Source organism: Herbiconiux sp. L3-i23 (genome assembly GCF_023734115.1).
In the GTDB taxonomy this organism is placed as follows: domain Bacteria; phylum Actinomycetota; class Actinomycetes; order Actinomycetales; family Microbacteriaceae; genus Naasia.
Map to the genome: position 1 here is coordinate 1,581,336 of NZ_AP025737.1, position 15,967 is coordinate 1,597,302.

At 68.8% G+C, this 15,967-nt stretch carries 13 protein-coding genes; 7 read left to right on the forward strand and 6 right to left on the reverse strand.

The window, feature by feature from the left end:
• On the reverse strand, positions 1-1,419 hold the full coding sequence (gene sufB, locus NGH83_RS07470; protein ID WP_251855646.1) for a Fe-S cluster assembly protein SufB: 1,419 nt from the start codon (positions 1,417-1,419) through the stop codon (positions 1-3).
• A 488-nt stretch (positions 1,420-1,907) separates the two neighbouring features.
• Here sufB and NGH83_RS07475 point away from each other — a divergent pair, with 488 nt between their 5' ends.
• Positions 1,908-2,831, forward strand: coding sequence for a heme A synthase (locus tag NGH83_RS07475; RefSeq protein ID WP_371872794.1), 924 nt, complete (start codon positions 1,908-1,910; stop codon positions 2,829-2,831).
• A gap of 376 nt (positions 2,832-3,207) precedes the next feature.
• Here NGH83_RS07475 and NGH83_RS07480 read toward each other — a convergent pair whose 3' ends face one another.
• Positions 3,208-4,137, reverse strand: coding sequence for a heme o synthase (locus tag NGH83_RS07480; RefSeq protein WP_251855648.1), 930 nt, complete (start codon positions 4,135-4,137; stop codon positions 3,208-3,210).
• 175 nt (positions 4,138-4,312) lie between these two features.
• On the opposite strand from NGH83_RS07480, the gene tkt reads away from it, so the two are divergent.
• The 6 genes from tkt to pgl are packed head-to-tail and all read left to right on the forward strand — an operon-like array spanning position 4,313 to position 12,489.
• The gene (gene tkt, locus NGH83_RS07485; RefSeq protein WP_251855649.1) at positions 4,313-6,406 is read left to right on the forward strand and encodes a transketolase; all 2,094 of its coding nucleotides are present in this window, start codon (positions 4,313-4,315) and stop codon (positions 6,404-6,406) included.
• Between the two features lie 33 nt (positions 6,407-6,439).
• Positions 6,440-7,564, forward strand: coding sequence for a transaldolase (gene tal / locus NGH83_RS07490; RefSeq protein WP_251855650.1), 1,125 nt, complete (start codon positions 6,440-6,442; stop codon positions 7,562-7,564).
• Positions 7,561-9,168, forward strand: a complete 1,608-nt coding sequence (locus NGH83_RS07495; RefSeq protein WP_251855651.1) for a glucose-6-phosphate isomerase — start codon at positions 7,561-7,563, stop codon at positions 9,166-9,168. The genes tal and NGH83_RS07495 overlap by 4 nt, the downstream gene beginning before the upstream one ends.
• Before the next feature lie 29 nt (positions 9,169-9,197).
• A complete protein-coding gene (gene zwf, locus NGH83_RS07500) occupies positions 9,198-10,736 on the forward strand; it encodes a glucose-6-phosphate dehydrogenase (RefSeq protein ID WP_251855652.1) in 1,539 nt (512 codons plus the stop codon).
• Complete coding sequence (locus NGH83_RS07505; protein WP_251855653.1) at positions 10,733-11,725, forward strand: glucose-6-phosphate dehydrogenase assembly protein OpcA; 993 nt, start codon at positions 10,733-10,735, stop codon at positions 11,723-11,725. The genes zwf and NGH83_RS07505 overlap by 4 nt, the downstream gene beginning before the upstream one ends.
• A complete protein-coding gene (pgl, locus tag NGH83_RS07510) occupies positions 11,722-12,489 on the forward strand; it encodes a 6-phosphogluconolactonase (protein WP_251855654.1) in 768 nt (255 codons plus the stop codon). Before NGH83_RS07505 ends, pgl begins: the two co-directional genes overlap by 4 nt.
• Before the next feature lie 727 nt (positions 12,490-13,216).
• On the opposite strand, the gene NGH83_RS07515 is transcribed toward pgl, so the two are convergent.
• From NGH83_RS07515 to pgk, 4 genes are all read right to left on the reverse strand, one after another.
• Positions 13,217-13,579, reverse strand: a complete 363-nt coding sequence (locus tag NGH83_RS07515; protein ID WP_251855655.1) for an RNA polymerase-binding protein RbpA — start codon at positions 13,577-13,579, stop codon at positions 13,217-13,219.
• A 50-nt stretch (positions 13,580-13,629) separates the two neighbouring features.
• Positions 13,630-13,881 (reverse strand): preprotein translocase subunit SecG, encoded by a 252-nt coding sequence (gene secG / locus NGH83_RS07520; RefSeq protein ID WP_251855656.1) that lies wholly within the window; start codon positions 13,879-13,881, stop codon positions 13,630-13,632.
• 101 nt (positions 13,882-13,982) lie between these two features.
• Positions 13,983-14,777, reverse strand: coding sequence for a triose-phosphate isomerase (tpiA, locus tag NGH83_RS07525; protein ID WP_251855657.1), 795 nt, complete (start codon positions 14,775-14,777; stop codon positions 13,983-13,985).
• Entirely contained in the window at positions 14,762-15,964 is a 1,203-nt protein-coding gene (pgk, locus tag NGH83_RS07530) for a phosphoglycerate kinase (protein WP_251855658.1), read from the reverse strand. Before pgk ends, tpiA begins: the two co-directional genes overlap by 16 nt.
• Positions 15,965-15,967: the final 3 nt, after the last annotated feature.

Genomic DNA, 15,967 nt, shown 5'->3' on the forward strand with positions numbered 1-15,967 from the left:
TCAGCCGACGCTGCCTTCCATGCCCATCTCGATGAGCTTGTTGAGTTCGAGTGCGTACTCCATGGGGAGTTCGCGGGCGATCGGCTCGATGAAGCCGCGCACGATCATCGCCATCGCCTCGTCCTCGGGCAGGCCGCGCGACATGAGGTAGAACAGCTGCTCCTCGCTGACCTTCGAGACCGTCGCCTCGTGACCGAGCTGCACGTCGTCGACGCGGATGTCGATCGCCGGGTAGGTGTCGGAGCGGGAGATGGTGTCGACGAGCAGCGCGTCGCAGCGCACCGTGTTCGCCGAGTGGTGAGCGGCCGGGTCGACGCGCACCTCACCGCGGTAGCCGGCGCGGCCACCGCCGCGGGCGATCGACTTCGACACGATGGAGCTCTGCGTGTAGGGCGCCATGTGGATCATCTTCGCGCCGGCGTCCTGGTGCTGGCCGGGGCCCGCGAACGCGACGGAGAGGGTCTCGCCCTTGGCGTGCTCGCCCGCGAGGTAGATGGACGGGTACTTCATCGTCACCTTGGAGCCGATGTTGCCGTCGATCCACTCCATCGTCGCGCCCTCGTGCGCGATCGCGCGCTTGGTGACGAGGTTGTAGACGTTGTTCGACCAGTTCTGGATGGTCGTGTACCGAACGCGGGCGTTCTTCTTGACGATGATCTCGACGACCGCGGAGTGCAGCGAGTCGCTCTTGTAGATCGGCGCGGTGCAGCCCTCGATGTAGTGCACGTAGCTGCCCTCGTCGGCGATGATCAGCGTGCGCTCGAACTGGCCCATGTTCTCGGTGTTGATGCGGAAGTAGGCCTGCAGCGGGATCTCGACGTGCACGCCCTTGGGCACGTACACGAACGAGCCGCCCGACCACACCGCGGTGTTCAACGCCGCGAACTTGTTGTCGCCCGAGGGGATGACGGTGCCGAAGTACTCCTTGAACAGCTCGGGGTGCTCACGGAGGGCGGTGTCGGTGTCGAGGAAGATGACGCCCTGCTGCTCGAGATCCTCACGGATCTGGTGGTAGACGACCTCGGACTCGTACTGGGCGGCGACCCCGGCGACGAGGCGCTGACGCTCGGCCTCGGGGATGCCGAGCTTCTCGTACGTGTTGCGGATGTCCTCGGGAAGGTCTTCCCAGGTCTGCGCCTGCTTCTCGGTGGAGCGCACGAAGTACTTGATGTTCTCGAAGTCGATGTCGCTGAGGTCGGCGCCCCAGGTCGGCATCGGCTTGCGCTCGAACATGGTGAGCGCTTTGAGACGGTTCTTGCGCATCCACTCGGGCTCGTTCTTGAGCGAGGAGATGTCGGTGACGACCTCGGGTGAGAGGCCGCGCCTCGCGGAGGCTCCCGCCGCGTCGGAGTCGGACCAGCCGAATTCGTACTGGCCGAGGCTCTCGAGCTCGGGACGGTCGATCAGAACGTCTGACATGAGCACCTTTCTTGGGGTGGGCTCCACTTCTAAGGCCAACCGACGGGCAGGCCCGCGCATTCCGTGCCGCGGGTTTCTCTGAGGAGAGGTGCGCATCGCGGGTCACGGACGCCGCGGATGCACTTCCTGCCCTCGTCGTCGATCGGCGGATTGCGAGCTTGCGCCCGCATCAGCCCTTCATTCTACGTGAGTGGACCGCGGTTGCGCCCGTGAGTATCGTCCGTGCGCGCCGACGCCTCCGAGGCGATTCGTCGGCGGCGATTGGTCGGCGGCGATGCAGGGCTCACCCCGCGGTCGCCGGAGCCGGGCTGCGCCGACGCGCGTTTAGACTGATCGCGCATCCAGCCGGGCAGCAGGCGACCGCGCGCGGCGATGCGACCGGGCGTCGATCCCGGCTCCCCCGGCTCCTCCGGAGCTGCTCCGCGCGAAAGGCGACCGTGTCCGCACCCATCCCCGGTTCATCGCAGCCGACGCTGCGCGAGCGGCTGATGCCCGCCACGATCACGCGCTGGACCCGGGGACTCGCCTGGGCGACGCTCGTCGCCCAGATCGGAATCGTCGGCACCGGCGGCGCGGTCCGTCTCACCGGCTCGGGGCTCGGCTGCCCCACGTGGCCCCGCTGCACCGAGGACTCGTTCGTGAACGTGCCCGAGATGGGCATCCACGGGGTCATCGAGTTCGGCAACCGACTGCTCACCTTCGTGCTCGTCGCCATCGCGATCCTCACCTTCCTCTCGGTGATCCGCACGCGTGCCACGGGGCGGGGACTGGTGCTGCCCGCGTTCCTCGTGGGCCTGTACATCCCGATCCAGGCGGTCATCGGCGGCATCACGGTGTGGACGGGGCTCAACCCGTACATCGTCGGCGCCCACTTCCTCGCGTCGATCGTGATCGTCGTGTTCTCGGCCTGGTACGTGTGGCGGGTCTATTTCGACCGCCGAGACCGGGTCGACACGGCGGCGACCTGGCTGCGAGTCGTCGGCTGGTTCGCGGCAGCCGCCACCGCGGTCACGCTGGTGATCGGGGTGCTGACCACGGGTTCCGGACCGCATGCCGGCGACGCCGGTGCCGCACGCAACGGCCTCGACTCCGAGTTCCTGCAGCACGTGCACAGCTGGCCGGCCTACGCCCTCCTCGCCCTGACGGTGCTCGTCGTCGCGAGCGCCTACCGGCTGAAGAAGCCGCTCATCCTGCGGTTCTCGACGCTGATGCTCGGCACTCTGCTCGCGCAGATCGCCGTCGGCGTCGCCCAGGCGCGGCTCGGACTCCCGGAGATCCTCGTCGGCATCCACATGGTCATCTCCTGCATGGTTGCGGCGGCGATGACCGCGACGGTGCTGTCGATGCGGCAGCCCTCCCCCGGCGCTGTGACCGTCGAGGACCAGTCGCTCGAGGCCGCCCACGTCGACTGAGCGCGTCCCGGCGATCGTCGTGAGCACTGCGAAGTAGATTTCGCGCTCCTGAGCTCGAAGTCACGATCGCGTGAGTTCCGGTGCCGCCGTGTGCACGGATCAGGATGGTCGTCGCGACACGCCGCATGTCCGGACCCAATCGGTCCTGATCCGTGGCGCATCTCCTGATTCGTGCACAATCTCCTGATTCGTGCACCCGGTGGTGGCGCTGGTCCGGTCTGCGGGCCGGGAGTGTGCACGGATCAGGACGATCGTCGCGACACGCCGAGCTCCGCGACCTGATCAGTCCTGATCTGTGCCGGATGTCCTGATCCATGCACGAACTCCTGATCCGTGCACACCGCCGGGGCGGCCGGGGTGGGCGGAGCAGCCCGGGTCAGAAGGGCAGGAGCGGGTCGATCGCGATCGCGAGGAAGAGCAGCGTCAGATAGGTGATCGAGGCGTGGAAGACGCGCATCGGCTTCGGGTCCTCGCCGCGGATGGCGACGCCGTACAGGCGGTGCGTCTCGTAGACGAACCAGATGCCCGACCCGAGCGCCGCCGCCGAGTAGACGATGCCCATGCCTGCGACGGGGATCAGCAGCAGCGAGCAGGCGACAGTCGCCCACGCGTACAGGATCGTCTGCAGCCCGACGACCTGACGGCTGCGCACCACCGCGAGCATCGGGACACCGGCGGCGGCGTAGTCGTCGCGGTACTTCATCGACAGAGGCCAGTAGTGCGGCGGGGTCCAGAGGAACACGACGAGGAACAGGATGAACGCCGCCCACGACACGTCCCCGGTGACGGCGGCCCAGCCGATCAGTACCGGGAAGCAACCCGCGATGCCGCCCCAGATGATGTTCTGCTCGGTGCGGCGCTTCAGCCACAGCGTGTAGACGACGACGTAGAAGAGGATCGCGGCCACCGACAGGGCTGCGGCGACCCAGTTCGTGAACACCAGCAGCCACACCGTCGACACGACCGCGAGAGTCCACGAGAACACCAGCGCCTCGCGCGGGGTGAGCTCTCCCGTGACCAGCGGACGGCGCTTCGTGCGATGCATCACCGCGTCGATGTCGCGATCGATGTAGCAGTTGAACGCGCTCGCCGCGCCCGCGCTCATCGAACCGCCGATGAGGGTCGCCAGGACGAGCCAGAGGTCGGGGATGCCACCGGCCGCGAGGATCATCACCGGGGCGGTCGTCACGAGGAGCAGTTCGACGACGCGGGGCTTGGTGAGCGCGACGTACGCCCGAGCCTTTGCGGCGAAGCCGATGCGCGGCCTCTCGCCGACGGGGGTCTCGTTCTGGGTCGCGGTGCTCACTAGCCACGATCTTAGTCGTTCGCCGGCACCCCTGCGGGTTCCGGACGGGAACAGGCCGGTGTGGTCCGGTGTTCGCTCACAGGTAGCGGGCAGCGGCCCCTTCGAGCCGCTCCCTATACTTGACGGGGCCCCTCAGGGGTCGCACAACTTCATGACGAAAAGGGGCTTCTCGCACGTGTCTGATCTCCAGTGGGAACCGATCGACGACAAGGCGGTCGACACCGCTCGCATCCTGGCCGCCGACGCGGTCGAAGAGGCCGGCAACGGCCACCCCGGTACCGCGATGAGCCTTGCGCCCGCGGCCTACCTGCTCTTCCAGAAGGTCATGCGCCGTGACCCGAGCGACAACACCTGGATCGGACGCGACCGGTTCATCCTCTCGAACGGCCACGCGTCGCTCATCCAGTACGTCCAGTTCTACCTGGGCGGCTACGGCCTCGAGCTCGAGGACCTGAAGCACCTCCGCAAGTGGGGCTCCAAGACCCCCGGCCACCCCGAGTACGGACACACCGACGGCATCGAGATCACCACCGGCCCGCTCGGCTCCGGTCTCGCCTCCGCGGTCGGCTTCGCCTACGCCTCGCGCTTCGAGCGCGGCCTGTTCGACCCCGACGCGGCCGAGGGCACCAGCCCGTTCGACCACCACGTCTACGTCTTCGCGGGCGACGGCGACCTCGAAGAGGGCGTCACCAGCGAGGCCTCCTCGCTCGCCGGCCACCAGCAGCTCGGCAACCTCGTCCTCATCTACGACGCCAACCAGATCTCGATCGAGGACGACACCAACATCGCCTTCACCGAGGACGTCGCGAAGCGCTACGAGGCCTACGACTGGCACGTCCAGACCGTCGACTACAAGAAGTCCGGCGAGTACGTCGAGAGCCCCGAAGACCTCTACGCCTCCATCGAGGCGGCCAAGGCCGAGACCTCGAAGCCGTCGATCATCATCCTCAAGACCATCATCGGATGGCCCTCGCCGAAGAAGCAGAACACCGGCAAGATCCACGGCTCCGCCCTCGGCGGCGACGAGCTCCGCGCCGTCAAGGAGGTCGTCGGCTTCGACCCCGACAAGACCTTCGAGGTCGCCGACGAGGTCATCGAGCACACCCGCAAGGCGATCGAGCGCGGCAAGGCGCAGCACGCCGAGTGGCAGAAGGACTTCGACGCGTGGGCCGCGGCGAATCCCGAGAAGAAGGCGCTGTTCGACCGCGTCCAGGCGCAGGAGCTGCCCGAGGGCATCGAGGCGGCACTGCCCGTCTTCGAGCCCGGCAAGGACGTGTCGACCCGCGCCGCCTCCGGCAAGGTCATCAACGCCATCGCGCCGCTGATGCCCGAGTTCTGGGGCGGATCCGCCGACCTCGCCGAGTCGAACCTCACCACCATCACGAGCGGCAAGTCGTTCGTCCCCACCGAGTGGTCGACCCACGAGTGGAGCGGTGACCCCTACGGGCGGGTGCTGCACTTCGGCATCCGCGAGCACGCGATGGGCATGATCCTCAACGGCATAGTGCTGCACGGCAACACGCGTCCGTTCGGCGGCACGTTCCTGATCTTCAGCGACTACATGCGCCCGGCGGTTCGTCTCGCCGCGCTCATGCAGGCGCCGACGATCTACGTGTGGACCCACGACTCCATCGCCCTCGGAGAGGACGGCCCCACCCACCAGCCGATCGAGCAGCTCACCGCCCTCCGCGCGATCCCGGGAATGGACGTCGTCCGTCCCGCCGACGCGAACGAGGTCGCCTGGGCGTGGAAGACGATCCTCGAGCGTCGCGAAGGCCCCGCCGGTCTCGCGCTCAGCCGTCAGAACCTGCCCGTCTTCGCCCGTGGCGAGGGTGAGGCCGAGGGTGAGACGTTCGCCGCTGCCAGCGGCGTCGCGAAGGGCGCGTACGTGCTCGCTGAGGCGCCGAACGGCACGCCCGACGTGATCTTCCTCGCGACCGGTTCCGAGGTGCAGATCGCCATCGCCGCCCGTGAGGACCTGAAGGCCGAGGGCATCAACGCCCGCGTCGTGTCGGTCCCCTCCCTCGAGTGGTTCGCCGAGCAGAGCGCCGAGTACCGCGAGAGCGTGCTGCCCGCCGCGATCAAGGCCCGCGTGTCCATCGAGGCCGGCATCGCGCTCAGCTGGCGCCCGTGGATCGGCGACGCCGGTCGCAGCGTCTCGATCGAGCACTTCGGTGCGTCGGCCGACTACCAGACCCTGTACAAGGAGTTCGGTTTCACGAAGGAGGCCGCCGTCGCGGCCGCGAAGGAGTCGCTCGCGGCGCTCTGAGCGCCCGGCGAGAAGGTATCTGGAGAAGGAAATATGACGAACACCGAAACGAACACCACCCCCACGGCCGAGCTGTCGGCCCTCGGGGTCAGCATCTGGCTCGACGACCTGTCGCGCGAGCTGCTGCAAACCGGTTCGCTCGAGAAGCTGATCGCCGAGAAGAACGTCGTCGGGGTCACCACGAACCCCACGATCTTCGCCTCGGCTCTCGCCAAGGGCGAGCGCTACGACGAGCAGGTGCGCTCGCTGGCCGCTGAGGGCGTCGACGTCGACAAGGCGATCTTCGAGATCACCACCGACGACGTGGCCGTTGCGTCGAAGGTCTTCCGCCCGATCTACGACGGCTCGAACGGCTTCGACGGCCGCGTGTCGATCGAGGTCGAGCCGGGTCTCGCCCACGACACCGACGGCACCATCGCCGCCGCGAAGGCGCTGTGGGCCAAGGTCGACCAGCCGAACGCGATGATCAAGATCCCCGCGACGAAGGCCGGTCTCCCCGCCATCACCGAGGTGATCGCGTCGGGCATCAGCGTCAACGTGACCCTGATCTTCGGTCTCGAGCGCTACCTCGAGGTCGTCGACGCCTACCTCGCCGGACTCGAAAAGGCGAAAGCCGCCGGCATCGACCTGTCGACCATCCACTCGGTCGCCTCGTTCTTCGTGTCGCGCGTCGACACCGAGATCGACAAGCGCCTCGACGCCGTCGGCACCGATGAGGCGAAGGCGCATAAGAGCAAGGCGGGCATCGCGAACGCCCGTCTCGCCTACCGCGCCTTCGAGACCGTCTTCGCCGAGGAGCGCGCCGCGGCCCTGCTCGCCGCCGGCGCCAACAAGCAGCGCCCGCTGTGGGCCTCGACCGGCGTCAAGGACCCGAGCCTGCCCGACACCCTCTACGTGACCGAGCTCGCCGTCGCCGACACCGTCAACACGATGCCCGGCAAGACGCTCGAGGCGACCTTCGACCACGGTGTGATCGAAGGCGACCAGGTCACCACCAACTACGCCAACGCGCAGGCCGTGCTCGAGGCGCTCCCCCAGTTCGGCATCGACCTCGACGAGGTCACCGAGCTGCTCGAGAAGGAAGGCGTCGACAAGTTCAACGTCTCGTGGGGCGAGCTCGTCGAGACGGTGAAGACCGCGCTGGACGGCGCTCGTTGAGCATTCGGATCGAAGCCGGCGGCGCTGCGGAACGGGCCATCAAGGCCGTCGTTCCGCAGCTCGTCGGCGACCGGGTGGCGTCCGGCATCACCGCCCAGGACCCCGACCTGTGGGGGAACGCGGCGATCGACGAGGCGTCGAAGCGGCTCGGCTGGACCGAGGCCGTGTCGGTGTCGCGTCCGCTCGTCGACGACATCCTCGCGCTGCGCACGACCCTGCTCGGTCGCGGTGTCGATCACGTGGTCCTCGCGGGGATGGGCGGATCGTCGCTCGCTCCCGAGGTGATCACCCGCACCGCGGGTGTCGAGCTCACCGTGCTCGACTCGACCGCTCCTGGTCAGGTTCTCTCCGCCCTCGACGACCGTCTCGAGCGCACCGTGCTCGTCGTGTCGTCGAAGTCGGGCTCGACCGTCGAGACCGACAGCCAGCGCCGCGCCTACGAGAAGGCGTTCACCGACGCCGGCATCGACCCGGCCGAGCGCATCGTGGTCGTGACCGATCCCGGTTCGCCGCTCGAGACCTCGGCTCGTGAGGCCGGCTATCGCGTCTTCAACGCCGACCCGAACGTGGGTGGCCGGTTCTCGGCTCTCACCGCGTTCGGACTCGTGCCGTCGGGCCTCGCGGGAGCGGACATCTCCGAACTGCTCGAGGAGGCCGAGGCGGAACTCGTCTACCTGGCCTCCGACCAGCCCGACAACCCCGGGCTGCTGCTCGGGGCGGCCATCGCCGGCACCCAGCCGCTCAAGGACAAACTGGGCATCGTCGCGGACGGCACGCACATCGTCGGTTTCGCCGATTGGGCCGAACAGCTGATCGCCGAGTCGACGGGCAAGGACGGCAAGGGGCTGCTCCCCGTCGTGCTCGACCCCGATTCCCCCGAGGTGACGGAGGGGCTCGCCGACGTGCAGATCATCCGCCTCGTGGGTGAGGCGACCCGTCTGCGCCACGAGCGCGAACTCGCCCGCGGCGAGATCGTCATGAGCGGCACGCTGGGCTCCGCGCTGCTGGTGTGGGAGTACGCCGTCGCCGTCGCAGGCCGACTGCTCGGCATCAACCCGTTCGATCAGCCCGACGTCGAGTCGGCCAAGGAGGCGGCGCGCGGACTGCTCGACGCCCGTCCCGAGGCCACTCCCCCGGCATTCGTCGACGGAGGCATCGAGGTCCGCGGCGATTCGGCCCTCGTCGACGGGGTCTCGACCGTCGCCGGTGCGGTCGAGCGGCTGCTCGCCGAGGTCGGACCGACCGGGTACCTGTCCATCCAGGCGTACGTCGACCGTGTAGCGGAGCCGCAGCTCGCGGACCTCCGCGACCTGCTCGCCGCTCGGGTGCAGCGTCCGGTGACCTTCGGGTGGGGGCCCCGGTTCCTGCACTCCACGGGGCAGTTCCACAAGGGCGGCCCGGCCGTCGGAGCCTTCCTGCAGATCACGGCCGACGCGGACGAGGATCTCGCGATCCCCGGCCGCGCGTTCACCTTCGGCGAGCTCATCGCGGCGCAGGCCGCCGGTGACGCCGCCGTCCTCGCGGAACACGGTCGCCCCGTGCTCCGACTCACCCTCACCTCGGATGCGGCAACGGCGGCGCTCCTCGACCAGTTCGTGTCCTGACCTCGCACGGTCCTCTCGAAGGAGTTCCCTTGCCGGTAGAAATCAAGCCGGGATCCAATCCGCTCCGCCTGCCCTCCGACAGGCGCCTCAACCGCATCGCGGGCCCCAGCGCCCTCGTGATCTTCGGTGTGACGGGAGACCTGTCGCGCAAGAAGCTCATGCCCGCGGTGTACGACCTCGCCAACCGTGGACTGCTGCCGCCCGGGTTCGCCCTCGTCGGCTTCGCCCGCCGCGACTGGGAGGACCAGGACTTCGAGCAGGTGGTGTACGAGGCGGTCAAGCAGTACGCCCGCACGCCCTTCGACGAGGACGTCTGGAAGCAGCTCGCCCAGGGCATCCGCTTCGTGTCGGGCACCTTCGACGACGACGCCGCGTTCGAGGAGCTGAAGTCCACGATCGAGGCGCTCGACCGTGAGCGCGGCACGATGGGCAACCACGCGTTCTACCTGTCGATCCCGCCCAAGTCCTTCCCTATCGTGACCGAGCAGCTGCGTCGCTCGGGCCTCGCCGAGCAGAAGGACGGCACCTGGCGTCGCGTCGTCATCGAGAAGCCCTTCGGCAGCGACCTGAAGACCGCCCGCGAGCTCAACGCGGTCGTCGAGTCCGTCTTCCCCGCCGATTCGGTCTTCCGCATCGACCACTACCTCGGCAAGGAGACCGTCCAGAACATCCTGGCCCTCCGCTTCGCGAACCAGCTCTACGAGCCCATCTGGAACGCCAACTACGTCGACCACGTGCAGATCACGATGGCCGAGGACATCGGCGTCGGCGGGCGTGCTGGCTACTACGACGGGATCGGCGCCGCCCGCGACGTCATCCAGAACCACCTGCTGCAGCTGCTCGCTCTCACCGCCATGGAGGAGCCCGTCTCGTTCGACGCGCGCGACCTGCGCGCCGAGAAGGAGAAGGTGCTCTCGGCGGTGCGTCTTCCCGACGACCTCGCGCTGTCGACGGCCCGCGGCCAGTACTCCGGCGGCTGGCAGGGCGGCGAGAAGGTCAGCGGCTTCCTCGACGAGGAGGGAATGAACCCCGAATCGCTGACCGAGACGTACGCGGCCATGCGACTCGACATCGCCACCCGCCGCTGGTCCGGGGTGCCGTTCTACCTGCGCGCCGGCAAGCGTCTCGGACGACGGGTCACCGAGATCGCCGTCATGTTCAAGCGGGCGCCGCAGTACCTGTTCGAGGAGAGCCAGACGGCGACCCTCGGACAGAACGCGCTCGTCATCCGCGTGCAGCCCGACGAGGGCGTCACGATCCGGTTCGGATCGAAGGTGCCGGGCGCCGGGATGCAGGTGCGCGACGTCACGATGGACTTCGGCTACGGCCACGCGTTCACCGAGGCGAGCCCCGAGGCGTACGAGCGCCTGATCCTCGACGTCCTCCTCGGCGACCCGCCGCTGTTCCCCCGCCACGAGGAGGTTGAGCTCTCCTGGAAGATCCTCGACCCGATCGAGGAGTTCTGGGCGACGCAGGGTCAGCCCGAGCAATACCGCCCCGGTACCTGGGGACCGTCGTCGGCCGATGCGCTGATGGCCCGTGACGGACGAGTCTGGAGGCGCCCGTGATCGTCGATCTGCCCAACACCACCACCGCCGGGATCTCCAAGACCCTGGTGAAGATCCGCGAAGAGGGTGGCGCCGTCGCGCTCGGCCGCGTCCTCACCCTCGTGATCGACACCGAGTTCGACGGTGTCGAGGAGGCCATCGAGGCTGCGAACGACGCGTCTCGCGAGCACCCGATGCGCGTCATCGTGGTCGCCCATGCGGCCGACGGCATCGACACCGATGCGCCGGCCCGAGTCGACGCCCAGATCCGCGTCGGCGGCGACGCGGGAGCGAGCGAGGTCATCGTCCTTCGTGCCCTCGGCGCTGCCGCCACCGATGAGGAGAGCCTCGTCACGGGTCTGCTGCTCCCCGACGCGCCGGTCGTCGCCTGGTGGCCGGGCAGCGCGCCGAGCATCGCCTCGACGGCATCGATCGGCGCGATCGCCCAGCGGCGCATCACCGACGCGTCCGCGCAGCCCGAGCCACTCGGCTACCTGCGCCACCTCGCCCGCACCTACGCGCCCGGCGACACCGACTTCGCGTGGACCCGCCTCACCCTGTGGCGCGCCCAGCTCGCCGCCGTGCTCGACCAGCCGCCCTACGAGCCGATCATCGGCGTCGAGGTCCACGGCGCCGCCGACTCCCCGTCGACCGCCCTGCTCGCCGCGTGGCTCGGGCTGCAGCTCGATGTGCCCGTCGCGCACGAAGTGTCCGACCGGGCGACCGGGTCGAGCGGTATCCACGGCGTCAAGCTGGTCCGTCGCTCCGGCGTCATCGAACTGAACCGGCCCGAGGGCAACGTGGCGACGCTGACCCAGCCGAATCAGCCGGTGCACGACATCTCACTCCCCCGCCGCAGCCTCCGCGACTGCCTGGCCGAGGAGCTGCGCCGTCTCGACCCCGACGACCTGTACGGCAAGGTGCTCCGCGTGGGGCTCGCCCGCCTGCACGGGCCCATGGACGAGGCGATCGAGTCTCCCAGCTCCAGCCCGGTAGGCTCTGAGGCGTGACAAACGAACGTCGAGTACTCGTCCACGCCGACAGCGAAGCACTCGTCGGGTCGGTGGCGGCCCGCTTCATCACGAAGATGATCGACCTGCTCGACGAGTTCGACGAGGCGCATGTCGTGCTGACCGGCGGCACCGTCGGCGGGGCCATCCTCGAGGCGGTCCGTCAGTCCCCCGCACGCGACACCGTCGACTGGTCGCGCGTGCACCTGTGGTGGGGTGACGAGCGTTTCGTCCCGGCCGGTCATCCCGACCGGAACGACACCCAGGCCGCCGGCTTCCTCGATTCGCTGACCATCCCGGCGGAGCACATCCACCGGCTGCCGGCGAGCGACGAGATCCCCGACATCGACGAGGCCGCTGTCGCGTACGCCGACGAGCTGCGCCGCTTCGCGCCCGAGGGGGCCGAGCACCCGCGGTTCGACATCACGTTCCTCGGTGTCGGCCCCGACGGACACATCGCGTCGCTGTTCCCCGAGCGGGACATCGCCCGTGCCACCAGCAAGACTGTGGTGCCGGTGCTCAACTCGCCGAAGCCGCCGCCCGAGCGTCTCAGCCTGACGCTGCCGGTGATCAACTCGTCCGACCGCATCTGGATGTCGCTCGCCGGCGCAGACAAGGCGCCGGCCCTCGGCCTCGCCCTGGCGGGCGCGTCGCCGAACGAGGTGCCGGTCGCGGGTGTGCAGGGACGCAAGCGCACCGTGTTCTTCGTCGACCAGGCGGCCGCCGCCCAGGTCCCCGAGAACCTCATCGCCTCCACGTACTGACGCGAAAATCGCGAGGAAGGGCCGGCTCGAAAGTGCCGGCCCTTCTTGCGTTAACGGCTCGCTCGTTGAGCGCAGCGATACGAAGGGCATGACTCGGACCCCGGTCGTCGAGTAGGGCCGCCAGGCCCGTATCGAGTCCCCCGCCCAAGCGTGCGCGGGGGCCCAGACTCGAGTAGCGAGGAACGAGCGTACCGAGAGCGCACTGCTGTGGTCTCGATGCGCTGCGCTTACTCGACCCGTCTCGATACGCTCCTTCGTCGCTACTCGACGACCGCGATAGGGCCCCGCTCGTTGAGCGACGCGATACGAACGGCACCGGCCTCCACCCGGTCGTCGAGTAGGGCGAAGCCCGTATCGAGACGGCTCGAGTAGCGAGGAACGAGCGTATCGAGAGCGCGCGCCGTGGTCTCGATGCGCCTCGCTTACGCGACCCGTCTCGATACGCTCCTTCGTCGCTACTCGACGACCGGGTCAAGTCCCGCTTGTTGAGCGAAGCGATGCGGAGGGCGTGACTCGCAATCCCGGTCGTCGAGTAAGCGAAGCGCACCGAGTCCCCCGCGCAAGCGTGCGCGGTGGGCCAAGGCTCGAGTGGCGAGGAACGAGCGTATCGAGAGCGCCAGCAGACACCGGTTCGACCGAGAGGAACCCGGAGATCTCGGTGCGGCCGCGGGCGGCCTTACTCGATCTTCAGGCTCCGCTCGAGCCTTCGATTCGCGGAAGCCTCGAGCTACGCCTGAATCTTCCCGCGGCGGACGCGGAGGGCGGTGAGCGCCTCGTCGAGGAGCTGCTCTGCTTCCTCTTCGGTGCGACGTTCCTTCACGTAGGCGAGATGGGTCTTGTACGGCTCTGTCTTGCCGACAGCCGGAGGGTTGTCCTTGTCGCGGCCGGCGGGGAGGCCGCTCGACGGGGAGTCGATCGTCTGCGGGATCTCCTCGTCGGGCACGTTCGCCGCGAAGTACCGGACGGTCTCGTTGCCGAGAGCGTCCCAGTAGGAGACCGCGACGCGGTCGGCGTGGAAGCCGTGATCCTGCTCGCCCATGGGGCCCGCGCCGACGCGGGATCCACGGATGGCGCTACCACCTGAAGCCATTACTGCCTCGATTCTGCATTGCGGCTACGGGCCGCACGGGGATGAGGGTGTCAGACCCCGGAGTCGAACCGGGTGATCAGACCGAGGACGACGATGCACGCCACCCACACCAGGCCGAGGATCACCGTGATGCGGTTCAGGTTGCGTTCGGCCACGCCGGAGGCACCGAGGTTGGATGTCACGCCGCCGCCGAACATGTCGGACAGCCCGCCGCCGCGTCCGCGGTGCAGCAGGATGAGCATGGTCAGCAGCAGGCTGGTGATGCCGAGCAGCACCTGCAGCACAACCTGGAGGATCTCCACGCGAAGCCTTTCGTCGCCTTGTCCGCAGGGAGCGGACCTAGAGAAGTATAGACAGGGTCGGATGCTCGCGCCGCGACGAATCGCGGCGCGAGCGGCGTGGCTTACGCTCCGACGTGCTTCTTGAACCGGACGATGCTCGAGAACTCGGCGAGATCGAGGCTCGCCCCGCCGACGAGCGCCCCGTCGACGTCCTGCTCGCGCAGGAAGCCGGCGATGTTGCCGGACTTCACCGATCCGCCGTAGAGGATGCGGGTCGCGGCGGCCGTCTCGGCGGACAGGATCTCGGCGAGGAGGGCGCGGATCGCTCCGGCCACCTGTTGCGCCTGCTCGGGTGTCGCGGCCTGACCGGAGCCGATCGCCCAGACCGGCTCGTAGGCGACGACGATGTCAGCGTCCGCGGGGACGCCCTCGAGTGCGACCCGCAGCTGGGCGACGGGCACCGCGCTCGGGCCGTGCGCTTCGAGGTCTTCGGCCGTCTCGCCGACGCAGATCACCGGGACGAGCCCATGCCGCAGGGCGGCCTGCACCTTGGCGGCGACGATCTCGTCGGTCTCGCCGTGGTAGCTGCGACGCTCGGAGTGACCGATGATCACGTACTTCGCGTCGAGCGACGACAGGAACGCTCCTGAGATCTCACCGGTGTACGCGCCCGAGTCGTGGGCCGACAGGTCCTGCCCGCCGTAGGCGAGCTGGTACTTGTCCGCGGCGACGAGGGTCTGCACCGACCGGAGGTCGGTGAACGGCGGGAAGAGTGCGACCTCGGTCTCGCCGTAGTCGTGTCCGGCGTCCTTCAGAGTCCACGCGAGCTTCTGCACGAACGCGATCGCCTGCAGGTGATCGAGGTTCATCTTCCAGTTGCCCGCGATGAGCGGGACTCGGTTCACTTGCCCTGCCATCCGAGGACCTCCAGTCCGGGGAGCTTCTTGCCTTCGAGGAATTCGAGGCTCGCGCCTCCACCGGTCGAGATGTGCCCGAACCGGTCGTCGTCGAACCCGAGGGCGCGGACCGCGGCGGCGGAGTCTCCCCCGCCGACGACCGAGAGCCCGTCGACCTCGGTGAGCGCCTGCGCGACCGCCTTCGTACCCGCCGCGAACGCATCGAACTCGAACACGCCCATCGGCCCGTTCCAGAACACGGTTCTCGACGCGGCGACGACCTCGGCGAACCGGGCGGATGTCTCGGGACCGATGTCGAGACCGATGCCTGCGGCACCGAACGCGCCGCCCTCGATGTCGTCGGCCGGGCGCACCTCGTGCTCGGCGTCGGCGGCGAACTTCGAGGCCACGACCACGTCGGTCGGGACGATCAAGTCGACCCCGAGCTCCTCCGCACGAGCGATGTACTCGCGCACCCGGTCGAGCTGGTCGGCCTCGAGGAGGCTCGCGCCGACCTTGTGGCCCTGAGCGGCGAGGAAGGTGAACAGCATCCCGCCACCGATCAGCAGCGAGTCGACCCGCGGCAGCAGGTGGTCGATGACCCCGAGCTTGTCGCTGACCTTCGATCCGCCGAGCACGACCGCGTACGGCTTCTCGGGCGTCTCGGTGAGCCGGTCGAGCACCTCCAGCTCGGAGGCGATCAGGGTGCCGGCGGCGCTCGGAAGCGCCTCCGCCAGCTCGTAGACGCTCGCCTGCTTGCGGTGCACGACCCCGAATCCGTCGGAGACCATGACGTCGCCGAGGGCGGCGAGCTCGGATGCGAACGAGGCGCGCTCGCCCGCATCCTTGCTCGTCTCGCGCGGGTCGAAGCGCAGGTTCTCGAGCAGGACGACGTCGCCCTCCACCGAGGAGATGTCCGCCGGGGGCGTCTCCACGAAGGTCACCGGCGCGCCGAGCAGCTCGCTCAGCCGCTGGGCGACCGGGGCGAGGCTGTACTTCGGGTTCGGTTCCCCGTCGGGGCGGCCGAGGTGCGAGCAGGCGATGACCGTGGCGCCCTTCCGGAGCAGCAGGTCGATCGTGGGCAGCGCGGCGCGGATGCGCCCGTCATCGGTGATCTCGCCGTCCTTCAGGGGGACGTTGAAATCGACGCGCACCACGACCCGCTTGCCCTCGAGGTCTCCGAGGGTGTCGATCGTGCGGAGGGTCATCGA

Excerpts from the sequence above, each read along its gene's own strand:
- sufB (WP_251855646.1), bottom strand. The coding sequence starts at position 1,419 with ATGTCAGACGTTCTGATCGACCGTCCCGAGCTCGAGAGCCTCGGCCAG.
- NGH83_RS07475 (WP_371872794.1), top strand. The coding sequence starts at position 1,908 with ATGCCCGCCACGATCACGCGCTGGACCCGGGGACTCGCCTGGGCGACG.
- tal (WP_251855650.1), top strand. The coding sequence starts at position 6,440 with ATGACGAACACCGAAACGAACACCACCCCCACGGCCGAGCTGTCGGCC.
- NGH83_RS07515 (WP_251855655.1), bottom strand. The coding sequence starts at position 13,579 with ATGGCTTCAGGTGGTAGCGCCATCCGTGGATCCCGCGTCGGCGCGGGC.
- tpiA (WP_251855657.1), bottom strand. The coding sequence starts at position 14,777 with ATGGCAGGGCAAGTGAACCGAGTCCCGCTCATCGCGGGCAACTGGAAG.
- pgk (WP_251855658.1), bottom strand. The coding sequence starts at position 15,964 with ATGACCCTCCGCACGATCGACACCCTCGGAGACCTCGAGGGCAAGCGG.